The organism is Paraburkholderia sp. BGA-UO-ETr-F21 (genome assembly GCF_059567925.1).
The window spans coordinates 42,734-55,361 of the sequence record NZ_JCAQOY010000017.1 but is presented as its reverse complement, the minus strand read 5'-3'; the positions used below and the strand labels follow the sequence as shown (position 1 = coordinate 55,361).

Annotated in this window: 10 protein-coding genes; 8 read left to right on the top strand and 2 right to left on the bottom strand. The window is 62.9% G+C overall.

Annotation, left to right across the window (positions count from 1 at the left end; all coding sequences use genetic code 11):
• Positions 1-19 precede the first annotated feature (19 nt).
• Both waaC and AC57B1_RS12660 read right to left on the bottom strand, forming a co-directional pair.
• A complete protein-coding gene (gene waaC, locus AC57B1_RS12665) occupies positions 20-1,021 on the bottom strand; it encodes a lipopolysaccharide heptosyltransferase I (RefSeq protein WP_091796493.1) in 1,002 nt (333 codons plus the stop codon).
• A gap of 230 nt (positions 1,022-1,251) precedes the next feature.
• A complete protein-coding gene (locus AC57B1_RS12660) occupies positions 1,252-2,646 on the bottom strand; it encodes a phosphomannomutase/phosphoglucomutase (RefSeq protein WP_496417659.1) in 1,395 nt (464 codons plus the stop codon).
• Positions 2,647-2,938: 292 nt separating this feature from the next.
• Between AC57B1_RS12660 and AC57B1_RS12655 the strand changes: the two genes are divergently transcribed.
• The 8 genes from AC57B1_RS12655 (at position 2,939) to AC57B1_RS12620 (ending at position 12,376) form a co-directional block, all read left to right on the top strand.
• Positions 2,939-4,201: an oligosaccharide flippase family protein gene (locus AC57B1_RS12655; RefSeq protein ID WP_496417658.1), complete on the top strand. Its 1,263-nt coding sequence runs from the start codon at positions 2,939-2,941 to the stop codon at positions 4,199-4,201.
• Entirely contained in the window at positions 4,198-5,028 is an 831-nt protein-coding gene (locus AC57B1_RS12650; protein ID WP_408186480.1) for a glycosyltransferase, read from the top strand. The genes AC57B1_RS12655 and AC57B1_RS12650 overlap by 4 nt, the downstream gene beginning before the upstream one ends.
• Positions 5,029-5,065: 37 nt before the next feature.
• A complete protein-coding gene (locus AC57B1_RS12645; protein ID WP_496417657.1) occupies positions 5,066-6,214 on the top strand; it encodes a glycosyltransferase family 4 protein in 1,149 nt (382 codons plus the stop codon).
• Positions 6,215-6,226: 12 nt separating this feature from the next.
• Positions 6,227-7,249, top strand: coding sequence for a UDP-glucose 4-epimerase GalE (galE, locus tag AC57B1_RS12640; protein WP_408186478.1), 1,023 nt, complete (start codon positions 6,227-6,229; stop codon positions 7,247-7,249).
• A 225-nt stretch (positions 7,250-7,474) separates the two neighbouring features.
• Entirely contained in the window at positions 7,475-8,692 is a 1,218-nt protein-coding gene (locus AC57B1_RS12635; RefSeq protein ID WP_408186477.1) for an ABC transporter substrate-binding protein, read from the top strand.
• A 95-nt stretch (positions 8,693-8,787) separates the two neighbouring features.
• Positions 8,788-9,663 (top strand): branched-chain amino acid ABC transporter permease, encoded by an 876-nt coding sequence (locus tag AC57B1_RS12630; RefSeq protein WP_091796499.1) that lies wholly within the window; start codon positions 8,788-8,790, stop codon positions 9,661-9,663.
• Positions 9,664-9,671: 8 nt separating this feature from the next.
• Entirely contained in the window at positions 9,672-11,612 is a 1,941-nt protein-coding gene (locus tag AC57B1_RS12625) for a branched-chain amino acid ABC transporter ATP-binding protein/permease (RefSeq protein WP_496417656.1), read from the top strand.
• Between the two features lie 29 nt (positions 11,613-11,641).
• A complete protein-coding gene (locus AC57B1_RS12620) occupies positions 11,642-12,376 on the top strand; it encodes an ABC transporter ATP-binding protein (protein WP_091796500.1) in 735 nt (244 codons plus the stop codon).
• Positions 12,377-12,628 lie beyond the last annotated feature (252 nt).

The following is a 12,628-nucleotide window of genomic DNA, read 5'->3' as shown; positions in this document are numbered from 1 at the left end:
GCGAAGCGCCCCGGACGTGTTACAGCAGGCCGAAGCCCGCGAGTGCCGACTTCACCTGTTGCAGCGTGGGCGGCTGTCCGGCCGTGCCGAGATTGACGACGTTCGGCGACCAGTAGCCGCCGGTGCGCCACGCGGTGGCGAAATTGTACAACTCGATGGTCGGGCGCTTCAGCGCCGCGGCGATGTGAACGAGACCTGTGTCAACTCCGACCGTCGCCGCCGCACCTTCGATCAGGCCGACCACGGCCGGCAACGAGAGCTTCGGCGGCACGATGGCCGCGGCGCCGAATTCTTTGGCGAGGCGCTCGCTGGTGGCGCGTTCCTCCTCACTGCCCCACGGCAGCACGATCGACGCGCCGCGCCGCACCAGCGACTGCCCCAGTTCGATCCATGCGGTATCCGGCCATTGCTTGTCGGCGCGCGAGGTGGCGTGCACGAACACGACGTACGGCACCGGCAGGTTCAGGTTCGCTTCAGACAACGCCAGCGCTGCCCGGCCGGTGTCGAGACCGAAGTCGATGTCGTCGGTGGGTTGCGGCGCCGGGTCGTTCAGCGCCGCGGCCACCAGTTGGCGCGTGCGTTCCACCACATGTGTACGCGGCTCGATCGGCACGCGCTTGTCGTAGAAGAAGCGCACCGGCCATTCGAAGCCCGCGCCCTCGGTACGATTCGCGAGGCCGACCAGCGGCCCGCGCGCCATGCTCGCGACCCACGCGGTCTTGATCAGCCCCTGGCAATCGATCACGAGGTCGTAATTTTCGGCGGCGAGCGCACGGCGGAAGGCGCCGATCTCGCGCCAGTTGTCGAGCGACAGAATGCGTTTGCGCCAGCGCCGCAGCGACACCGGAATGGCACGCCGCACGCCGCTCACGAGCTGCACGAGCCCCACGAAGCTTTCTTCGACGAGCCAGTCGATCTGAGCCTCGGGATGGCGGCGTCGGATGTCGGCGATCACCGGCATGTTGTGAACGACGTCGCCCAGTGACGACACCCTCACGATCAATATCTTTTGCACGCTCAAGAGTGGGAAAACCGGCTGTCCGGCCCGAAGATGCGTTGAGAGAGCCCTCGAACCCGTCGCTGTGCGCCGGGCCCTCGAAGGAGGTGAGAAACTCGGCGTTTTCTCACGAGGACGGCAATTCTAGCGCGTTACATGTAAATCGCATGAAAAAACGCGGCGCGGTAAAAGAAACCCGCGCCGCGTTCGACGACAGCACCGGCTCACTTCGAACCGCGCCGCCGCTTCAGCGTTTAGAACGGCAGTTTCGCGTCAGGCTTCTCCGCGAGGATCACGCGGCGGAAGTCTTCCTGAATGCGCTTGAGCGCCGCGTCGTTATCGGCTTCGAAACGCATCACCACGACCGGCGTGGTGTTCGACGAACGCGCGAGACCGAATCCGTCCGGATACTCGACACGCAGGCCGTCGATCTTCACGACGTCGTCCGCGCCGGTGAATTTCGCGCTCTGCTGCAGGCGCGCGATCAGTTCGAAGTTTTCGCCTTCTTCGAGCTTGAGTTGCAGTTCCGGCGTGGAGTTCGAGTTCGGCAGCGAGTTCAGCAGCTTGCTCGGATCTTCCACACGCGTGAGGATTTCGAGCAGGCGCGCGCCCGTGTACAGGCCGTCGTCGAAACCGTACCAGCGGTCCTTGAAGAACACGTGGCCGCTCATTTCGCCGGCGAGCGGTGCGCCGGTTTCGCGCAGCTTCGCCTTGACGAGCGAGTGGCCGGTCTTCCACATGAGCGGCTCGCCGCCCTTGTCCTTCACCCACTTGGCGAGGTTACGCGTGCACTTCACGTCGTAAATGATCTGCGCGCCCTTGTTGCGCGACAGCACTTCTTCCGCGAACAGCATGAGCTGACGGTCCGGATAGATGATCTGGCCGTCTTTGGTGACTACGCCGAGGCGGTCGCCGTCGCCGTCGAAAGCGAAGCCGATTTCAGCGTCCGTTTCCTTCAGCGCGCGAATCACGTCCTGCAGGTTTTCCGGGTGAGCCGGGTCCGGGTGATGGTTCGGGAAGTTGCCGTCGATCTCGGTGAACAGTTCGACCAGTTCGCAGCCGAGCTTCTTGAACAGCTTGGGCGCGAGGCCGCCGGCGACGCCGTTGCCCGTGTCGACCACGATCTTGATGGGACGCGCGAGCTTGATGTCGCTCGCGATGCGATCGAGATAGGCGTCGGCGATGTCGTACTCGGTGTACGTGCCGCTGCCTTCAGAGAAGTTCTCGTCGACGATGCGCTGATGCAGCGCGAGAATCTGCGCGCCGTAAATGGCCGCGCCGCGCAGGACCATCTTGAAGCCGTTGTAGTCCGGCGGATTATGACTACCCGTCACGACGATGCACGAATCGACGCGGCGCTCGCCGCCGTCGAGCTGCAACGGCACGCTGGCCGCGAAATAACCGACCGGCGTGGGCACCATGCCCACGTTGACCACGTCGACACCGGCCGCACGCAGACCGTCCGACAGGGCCTGGATCAGTTCGGGACCCGACAGGCGGCCGTCGCGCGCGACCACCACGGCGTCGCCGCCTTGCGCCCGCACTTCGCTGCCGAACGCGCGGCCGATCGAACGCGCTGCGTCGGCGTCGAGCGTCTTGCCGATTACACCGCGAATGTCATATGCCTTGAAAATAGATTTGGAGATCATGTTGGCTCACTTGCGTGCAATGGAAAATTTTGACCGGCGCACCGATGACAAATCGGTAAAACACAGCGATGCGCCCTTGCCGGAAGCGATCCGGTTCCAACTTATAATTGCGCTTTTCGGACCAGCCTTAAAACACCATTCTAATGCTTAGACGCCCTCCAATTGTAAAGTTGCCGCGACAGTCGGCTGGGTGGGCAAACGCGCGCACTGCGCCGCTCGGGTCATTCGTGCCACCGTTGCCACCCGCGCGATCGGCGCGAACGATGCGAGCGGATCGCCGAGCGTCAAGCGGATGCTGACGCTCAAACGCTTCGCCAATCCGGACGTCACGCGCGCCTTCACGAATATCGTCTGGCTCGGACTGGAACGGCTCACGCAGATCGGCGTGGCGATCGCGATCAGCGGCTTGCTGGCGCGCTACTTCGGGCCTGACATTTTCGGCAAATGGCAATACGCCAATACGCTGCTGCTGGTGCTCTCGCCGATTACCTGGGTATGCGGCGCGGAGATACTCGTGCCCACCATCGTCAACCGGCCGCCGGCGCAACTCGGCACTGTGCTCGGCAGTGCGTTTGCGCTGCGCATATCGGTCTCCGCCGCGGCATTGCTGCTCACCTGGCTCGGCATTGCCCTGCATGTGTTCGAGCCGCTGGTCGGCGCGATGCTCGCCGGGCTCGCAGTGACCATGCTGTTTCGCGAGCCGTTCGTCGGCGTGATCAATGCGTGGCTGCAAAGCATGACCTACAGCAAGCCGCAGCTGCTCACCAGTATGAGCACCGCGGTGCTGAAAGCCGCTCTGGTGTATCTGCTGGTGCGCGCCGCGGCCACGCCCGCGCGCTTTGGCTGGCTGTGGGCGCTCGAATCGGCGGCCATCGGCGCCGTCCTCGTGTTCTATTACATGCGCCGTCATGGCGGCAAGCTCGGCTGGCATGTCGACCGTGCGCTCTTCAAGCACTTCGCAAGTGCAGGCACCGTGTTCTGGCTCGGCCTGATCTGTATGTATCTGTTCCTGAAACTGGACCGGCTCATGCTCGAACGGGCGATCTCCTTTGCCGACCTCGGTCGTTATTCCGCCGCCCAGCAGTTGAACGAAAACTGGATCACGCTCGCGCTGATGCTCGCGCAGACCATTGCGCCCGCCTTCGTCTACCGTGTGCAGGACGCCACCCAGTTGTGCCGCAACATGTGGCGGCTCACCGCCATGACCGCCGCGCTGATGGTGGGCGGCGCGCTCGTGCTGGATCTGCTGGCCGGCATCATCATCCGCCGCGTGTTCGGGCCGCAGTTCGAAGGCGCGATCGAGATTTTCCGCTGGGCCGTGTGGCTATCCGTGCCGGCCGGCATCGAAGCGATCGGCAATCTGATCGTGCTCAAGTATCAGGCCAAGTTCGTATTGCTCTCGAAGTGGCTGCTGGCGCTGGCTGTAGCGTTCGTGGCCAATCTACTGGCGATTCCACGGCTTGGCGCTTACGGCGCGCTGGTGGGTCTGGCGGCCGGCTATCTGGCGGCCGCGTCGGTTAATCTTTATTACATTCGTTTCAAATTGCGCCCATGACGAACGCATCCGCCACCGCGCAAATGACCCTCGACGACGTCGCGGTGCTGATTCCCGCCTACAACGGCCAGGCCGACGTCGACCTCACGCTCGCGTCGTTCAGTGAAAGCGCGCCGGTGCATGTGCTGATCGTCGACGACGGCAGCACGCCGCCGATCGTCGCGCCGGCCATCGCCAATATGAAGATCGAAGTGCTGCGCATGGCGCAGAACGGCGGCATTGAACGCGCGTTGCAAACCGGCATCGACGCATTGGCCCAGCGCGGCTTTCGCTATGCGGCGCGCATCGACGCGGGCGACCGCAGCGTGCCGCAGCGGCTTGCCAAGCAACGCCTGTTCATGGAATTGCATCCACGCGTGGCCGGCCTCGGCATGTGGACGCAAGTCGTCACTCGCGAAGGCAAACCGCTCTTCATGCTGACGCCGCCCGCCGAACCGAACGCGATCCGCCGCTTGCGCTTTTTCCGCTCATGCCTCGCGCACCCTTCGATGATGCTGCGCATCGACGCCGTGCGCGCGGTCGGCAACTACCGCGCCGAGTACCGCTCCGCGGAGGACCTCGATCTGTTCGTGCGACTCATGGAGCAGTACGACTGCGCGAACCTGCCGGAGCTCGGGCTCTATTACGAGCTGAACGAAGGCGGCATTAGCGCGACCAAGCGGCGCCGCCAGGTGAATTCGACGCTGCGGCTGCAACTTCGCTACTTCAACGCGGCCAATCCATACGACTGGCTGGGCCTCGCCAAAAATCTGCTGCATCTGGTGACGCCTTACCGCGCGCTGCAACGGATCAAGCGCAGCCTGCTCACGCCGCGCGCGAGCCACTGAATCATTCCCCCCAATTGACCGCCGAGTTCGTTCCCGCATGAAGCCTGCCTTGAAGTCGACGCCCGCGTTGCGCATTACACTCGTCTGTAACACCGCCTGGGCAATCTATACGTACCGGCAAGGGCTGATCCGTATGCTGGTCGGACGTGGCGTCGACGTGACGGTGCTGGCGCCGCGCGACCGCACATTCGAACTGCTCGCCGCCATGGGCTGCCGCTGCATCGAATTGCCGGTCGCCTCCAAGGGCACCAATCCACGCGACGACCTGCGCACGCTGTACGCGCTCTATCGGCAATACCGCACGATCCGCCCGCACGTGGTGTTCCATTACACAATCAAGCCGAATATTTATGGCTCGATCGCCGCGAAGCTGGCGGGCGTGCAATCGGTTGCGGTCACAACCGGATTGGGCTACGTGTTCATCCAGCAAAGCCGCGCCGCTCAGGTAGCCAAGAAAATGTACCGTTTCGCGTTCCGTTTCCCGCGCGAAATATGGTTTTTGAATCGCGACGATCAGGCCGCATTTGTCGAACAGAATTTGTTAGTGCATCCTGAGCGCGCAAGACTGTTGCATGGCGAAGGCGTCGATCTGGACCAATTCGTCTTCACACCCTTGCCCGAGCGGGCGGATTACCGCTTCGTGCTGATCGGGCGGCTGTTGTGGGACAAAGGCGTGGCCGAATACGTGGAAGCCGCACGGCGCCTGCGTGAACGTTATCCGCACGCGCGGTTCCAACTGCTCGGCCCGGTGGGTGTCGACAATCCCAGTGCGATTACGCGCGCAGAAGTGGCGGCGTGGGAACAGGAAGGCGTCATCGAGTATCTTGGCGAAGCGCATGACGTGCGGCCTTTCATTGCCGAGGCGGATTGCGTCGTGTTGCCGTCGTATCGCGAAGGCGTGCCGCGCACGCTGATGGAAGCCTCGGCCATGGGCCGCCCCATCGTCACGACCGACGTGCCGGGCTGCCGCGAGGTGGTGGCGGACGGCGTCAACGGATTGCTGTGCGAGGTGCGCAATGCAGAAAGCCTCGCGGCCACGCTGGCGCGCATGCTCGACATGAGCGGCGCCGAGCGCCGGGCCATGGCAGAACGCGGCCGGAAGAAAGTCGCGGAAGAATTCGACGAGCGCGTGGTCGTCGAAACGTATAAGGACCTGGTGCAAAAAATGACGGGCGTTTTACTTTAACGGAGCAACAGCATGACCACGAAGGGCACGATTCTGGTAACGGGCGGCGCGGGCTTTATCGGCTCGCACACCTGTGTCGAACTGCTGAACGGCGGTTACGACGTCGTGGTAATCGACAATCTCGTGAACAGCAACCGCGAATCGCTGCGGCGCGTGGAAAAGATTACCGGCAAGGCGGTGACCTTCTACGAAGCCGACGCGCGCGACCAAGCGGCGCTCAACCGTATTTTCGACGCCCATCCCATCACGGGCGCGATTCACTTTGCCGCGCTGAAAGCGGTGGGCGAGTCGGTGGCCAAGCCGATCGAGTACTACAGCAACAACGTCGGCAGCCTGCTGACCCTGCTCGGCGTGATGCGCGACCGCAACGTCAAGCAGTTCGTGTTCAGTTCCTCGGCCACCGTGTACGGCGTGCCGAAAAGCTCGCCGATCGACGAGTCGTTCCCGCTGTCGGCCACCAATCCGTATGGCCAGTCGAAGCTGATCGCCGAGCAGGTGTTGCGCGATCTGGAAGTGGCCGATCCGTCGTGGCGCATTGCCACGCTGCGCTACTTCAACCCGGTCGGCGCGCACGAGAGCGGCCTGATCGGCGAAGATCCCGCCGGCATTCCGAATAACCTCATGCCCTATGTCGCGCAGGTGGCGGTCGGCAAGCTCGAGAAGCTGCGCGTGTTCGGCGGCGATTACGACACGCCCGACGGCACCGGTGTGCGCGACTACATCCACGTGGTCGATCTGGCGCGCGGGCATCTGGCCGCGCTCGACGCACTCGTCACGCGCGACGCGAGCTTCGTCGTGAACCTCGGCACGGGCCAGGGCTATAGCGTGATCGACGTGGTCAAGGCGTTCGAGAAAGCCGCCGGACGGCCGGTGCCCTACGAGATCGTGGCGCGCCGCCCGGGCGATGTCGCCTCCTGTTTCGCCGACCCGGCCGCTGCCGAGAAGATCATCGGCTGGCGCGCGCAGTTCGGCATCGAGCGGATGTGCGCGGATCACTGGCGCTGGCAGTCCACGAATCCGCACGGATTCGCCTGAGTCGAAGCAAAGTCGACGGCGGCGCGAAGGCGTCGCCAGGCAGGGGCGCCGCCGCCGTCGATTGAGGGATTGCACCAAGCGGGTAATTCCGAATATTACTAACCCTTTACAGCTTCCTATACTGGCTCACCGTCAGACGGTCAGGCTTCCTAAGAACGTTCGAATCGGGGCGCACGGGCCCGCATCGAGGCTTCGTGCAAGAAAAGACATGCTACGGAGACAGTCATGGGAATTCGCTTGAAGAGCGTAGTGGGCGCGCTCGCGCTTTGTGCCCTCACCAATGTCAGCTACGCGGCGGATCCGATCAAGATCGGCGTCGATGGACCTTTCACCGGTGGCTCGTCTTCGATGGGCGTCAGCATGCGCGACGGCGTGCGCCTTGCCACCGCCGAAATCAATAAGGCCGGCGGCGTGCTCGGCCGCCAGATCGTGCTGGTGGAACGCGACGACGAGGCGAAAAACGAACGCGGCGTGCAGATCGCGCAAGAGCTGATCAATAAGGAAAAAGTCGTGGCGGTGGTCGGTTACATCAACACCGGCGTCGCGCTCGCCTCGCAGCGCTTCTTCCAGGAAGCGAAGATTCCCGTCTTCAACAACGTCGCGACGGGTAGCATCGTGACGAAGCAGTTCACCGACCAGCCGGATAACTACGTGTTCCGCAATGCCGCCGCGGACCGCATCCAGGCGCCGATGATTGTCGAAGAAGCGGTGACCAAACGCGGTTTCAAGAAGGTCGCGATTCTCGCCGACTCGACCAACTACGGTCAGCTCGGCCGCGAAGACCTGGAAAAGGCGCTCGCCGCCAAAGGCGTGAAGCCTGTCGCCGTCGAGAAATTCAATATCAAGGACGTCGACATGACCGCGCAACTGCTCAAGGCCAAAGAGGCCGGAGCGGAAGCGGTGCTGACATACGGGATCGGACCGGAACTCGCGCAGATCGCCAACGGCATGGCCAAGCTCGGCTGGAAAGTGCCGCTGATCGGCAGCTGGACGCTTTCGATGGCGAACTACATCGACAACGCCAGCACCAACGGCGAAGGCGCGCGCATGCCGCAAACGTTCATTCAGGAAGCGAACACGCCCAAGCGTAAGGCCTTCATCGACGCATACCTGAAGGAATTCAAGCCGAAGAACAACCGCATCGACTCGCCGGTTTCCGCCGCGCAAGGCTACGACTCGGTTTATCTGCTGGCCGCCGCGATCACCCAGGCCGGCTCGACCGACGGCCCGAAGGTGCGCGCCGCGCTCGAAAGCCTCAACACCAAGGTGGAAGGCGTCGTGATGGTCTATGACAAGCCGTTCACGCACGACGACCACGAGGCGATCAGCCCGAACGTGCCGGTGGTCGGCGAGGTCAAGGGCGGCCGCGTGGTCTACGCGTACGATGCCGACCGCAAAGGCGGCGGGCAGTTGCGCAGCAAGCAGGCGAGTTCCGCGAACTGAGTTTGAAATAAGCGCAGCAGCTTGCTACGGAGCCGCACCCGTCTGAAGGCGGGCGCGGCTTTGCTTCATATCGGTGAATTCCAGGGCGCTCGACGATGGCCATTCTTCTGCAGCTCATCTATAGCGGCATTGCGCTCGGCATGATCTACGCCGTGATCGCATTCGGCTATCAACTCACGTTCGCGACCTCCGGCACGCTGAACTTCGGCCAGGGCGACGCGCTGATGCTCGGCGCACTGGTCGGCCTCACGCTCGTCACACTCGGCGTCAATTATTGGCTGATGATCCCGCTCGTTTGCGTGTTCGGTCTGCTGCAAGGCGCGTTTGTCGAACGGATCGGGGTGCGGCCCGCGATCAAGATCAAATCCGAATTCGGCTGGATCATGTCGACGATCGCACTCGGCATTATCTTCAAGAACGTCGCCGAGAACGTCTGGGGCCGCGACGATCTGCGCTTCCCTTCCCCGCTGCCGGAAGCACCGCTGAAAATATTCGGCGCCAATGTGCTGCCAATGGAATTGCTGGTGGTCGGCGGCGCCCTCGTCATGATGCTGGCGGTCGAGTTCTTCAACCGCAAGACGATCTTCGGCAAGGCCGTGGTCGCTACCGCGAACGACCGCGACGCCGCGGCGTTGATGGGCATCAATACCGGCCTCGTGATCACGTTTTCGTATGCGCTGTCTTCGCTGACCGCGGCCTTTGCGGGCGTGCTGATCGCGCCGCTCACGCTGACCGGCGCGACGATGGGCGCCGTGCTCGGGCTCAAGGCATTCGCGGTGGCGATTATCGGTGGACTGTCGAGCGGACTGGGTATCGTGGTGGGCGGCGTCATTCTCGGCATTGCGGAGACGACGACCGGCTTCTACCTCTCCACCGGCTACAAGGACGTACCCGGGCTCGTGTTGCTGCTGATCGTGCTCGCGTTGAAACCTGCCGGCCTGTTCGGCAAGACCTCGATCAAGAAAGTGTGAGGACCGCCGTGAATCCCAAGAAGCTCATTGCGTCCGCACTGGCGCTGATCGCGCTCGCGGTGTTTCCCGTGCTGTCGGGGAATCCGTATTACATCCATCTGCTCGAGACGATCATGATCTACGCGATCCTGCTCTTCGGTCTCGATATCGTGGTCGGTTATACAGGGCAGGTGTCGCTCGGCCACGCCGGTCTGTTCGGCGTCGGTGCGTACACGGCCGGCGTGCTGTTCTTCAAACTCGGCATGCCGTTCTTCGTCACCGCGCCGCTGGCGATCCTGGTCACTGCGGGCTTCGGCGCGATTCTCGCGCTGCCGGCGCTGCGCGTGTCCGGCCCCTACCTCGCGATGGTGACGCTTGCGTTCGGCACGATCATCCAGATTCTCATCAACGAGATGGATTTTCTGACCAACGGGCCGATGGGCGTGAAGATTCCAAAGCCTTCACTGGGCAGCCGGCCGATGAACGAGGTCGAATATTACTGGCTCGTCGCGGCGCTACTGGTCGCCTCGCTGATCGTCGTGCATCGCGTGCTCAAATCGCATCTGGGCCGCGCGTTCGAGGCGTTGCGCGACAGTCCGATCGCGTCGGACTGCATGGGCGTGTCGGTGTACCGCTACAAGGTCTATGCATTCGTGATCAGCGCGGGGTTTGCCGGGCTGGCCGGCTGCCTCTATTCGTATTCCGAGCAGTACATCTCGCCGAACACCTATAACTTCGAGCTGACCATTCTGTTCCTGCTCGCCATCATCATGGGCGGCCGTAAAACCCGCACCGGCGCGCTGCTCGGCTCGGCGATCATCGTCCTGTTGCCGAAACTGCTCGACGACATCGACATGTTCCGCACTGTCGCCTCGGTGCTGGCGGCGGTCGTCGTGATCGGTGCGGGCGTCGCGCTGGCGCGCAAGGTGTCCACGCCGCGCAAAGTTGCGATTCCCGTTCTGGGCACGGTGGGTCTTGCCGCGTTTTCCTACCGGATCGACACACTCGCCGACTGGCGGCTCACCATATTCGGCTTGATGATCCTGCTCGTCGTGTATTACCTGCAGGATGGCGTGGTCGGCTTCGTGCGCAAGATCGTGACGCATGGCCGGGTCCGCACCGTCACCGTCGACACCACGAAACCGGCGACGATTGGCGGCGATGCGATTCAGGCGGTGCAAGCCGGGGGCACGGAAGACATTCTGGAACTGCGCGGCATCCTCATGCAGTTCAGCGGACTGAAGGCGCTCAACAATGTCGATCTGACCGTGCAACGCGGCACGATTCACGGGCTGATCGGACCGAACGGCTCGGGCAAGAGCACGATGATGAACGTGCTGACCGGCATCTATGTGCCGACCGCGGGCACACTCTCTTATCGCGGCGCATCGCTCGCGGGGAAAACCTCGTCGCAGATCGCGCTGTCCGGTATTGCGCGCACATTCCAGAACGTGCAACTGTTCGGCGAAATGACCGCGCTCGAAAATGTGCTGGTCGGCCTGCATCACACATTCAACGCGAATCTCGCGGACGTCGGACTGATTTCATCGCGCTACCGGCGCGAGGAACGCGCCGCCCGCGAGCGCGCGTTCGGCATGCTGCGCTTTGTCGGCCTGGACAATGTCGCGGCCGAAGAAGCGCGCAACCTGCCGTACGGCAAACAGCGCTTGCTCGAAATCGCGCGGGCGCTCGCGCTCGATCCGCAATTGCTGCTGCTCGACGAACCGGCCGCCGGACTCACCGCGCCGGACATCAAGGAGCTGGTCGCGATCATTCGCAAGGTGCGCGATCACGGCATTACCGTCGTGCTGATCGAGCATCATATGGACGTGGTGATGAGCGTATGCGACCGGGTTTCGGTGCTGGACTTCGGGCAGAAGATTGCCGAAGGCAAGCCCGCCGATATTCAGTCTAACGAAAAAGTCATCGAAGCCTATCTCGGCGGCCAGCCTGCCGGTCAGGCGGCATGAGCCCGCCGGGCGCCACTACAGGAACAGACATGTTATCGATCAGAAATCTGCATGCGGGCTACGGCAAGGTCAAAGTGCTGCACGGCATTTCGATCGACGTGCCGAAGGCTTCGGTCGTCACACTGATCGGCTCGAACGGCGCGGGCAAAACGACGACCATGCGCGCGATCTCCGGCATGATCCGGCCGAGCGCCGGCGAGATCACGATGGGCGTCGGCGCCGACGCGAAGCGTATCGACGCTCTGGAATCGCATCGCATTGCGCGGCTCGGACTCGCGCATTCGCCGGAAGGCCGACGCGTGTTCGCGACCATGAGCGTGACCGACAACCTCATGCTCGGCGCGTTCCCCCGCCTGACTTCCGCGCGGCCTCGCGGTGACGTGAAGGCCGATCTGGAGCGTGCAATCGAGATGTTTCCGCGGCTCAAGGAACGGCGGCATCAACTGGCCGGCACACTCTCCGGCGGCGAGCAGCAGATGCTGGCCATGGCGCGCGCGATCATGATGAACCCGGATCTGGTATTGCTCGACGAACCGTCAATGGGACTCGCGCCTATTCTGGTCGAAGAGGTGTTCCGGATCATTGGGAACCTGAAAAGCGAGGGCGTCACCATGTTGCTGGTCGAACAGTTCGCCGCTGCCGCGCTCAATGTGGCCGATTATGGCTATGTGCTGGAGAACGGCAGGATCGCAGCGCATGGTCCCGCCGCGGAGTTGCGCAACGATCCTTCGGTGAAGGCGGCGTATCTGGGTGCGAGTCACTGAGGCGCTCATTGCCCCGCGCCGGATAGCGCGTTTATTGATCTCACGGGATCTAGAGACAGCGATCGGACGCCGCTGCGACGATCTGCACGTTGCATTCGCCGATCCCCTTTTGACTGTTCAAGACACACGACCGAACTAACGCAATCCGTGCGAGATCGAACACTCGAATAGCGGACTTAGCCCGCACAATCAGGCCCATGGAGTTCTCTCTGCAGGCTTGACGGCAACCCGGAAAACCCGCGCAACGCATTG

Excerpts from the sequence above, each read along its gene's own strand:
- AC57B1_RS12660 (WP_496417659.1), bottom strand. The coding sequence starts at position 2,646 with ATGATCTCCAAATCTATTTTCAAGGCATATGACATTCGCGGTGTAATC.
- AC57B1_RS12655 (WP_496417658.1), top strand. The coding sequence starts at position 2,939 with ATGCTGACGCTCAAACGCTTCGCCAATCCGGACGTCACGCGCGCCTTC.
- AC57B1_RS12650 (WP_408186480.1), top strand. The coding sequence starts at position 4,198 with ATGACGAACGCATCCGCCACCGCGCAAATGACCCTCGACGACGTCGCG.
- AC57B1_RS12645 (WP_496417657.1), top strand. The coding sequence starts at position 5,066 with ATGAAGCCTGCCTTGAAGTCGACGCCCGCGTTGCGCATTACACTCGTC.
- galE (WP_408186478.1), top strand. The coding sequence starts at position 6,227 with ATGACCACGAAGGGCACGATTCTGGTAACGGGCGGCGCGGGCTTTATC.
- AC57B1_RS12635 (WP_408186477.1), top strand. The coding sequence starts at position 7,475 with ATGGGAATTCGCTTGAAGAGCGTAGTGGGCGCGCTCGCGCTTTGTGCC.
- AC57B1_RS12630 (WP_091796499.1), top strand. The coding sequence starts at position 8,788 with ATGGCCATTCTTCTGCAGCTCATCTATAGCGGCATTGCGCTCGGCATG.
- AC57B1_RS12620 (WP_091796500.1), top strand. The coding sequence starts at position 11,642 with ATGTTATCGATCAGAAATCTGCATGCGGGCTACGGCAAGGTCAAAGTG.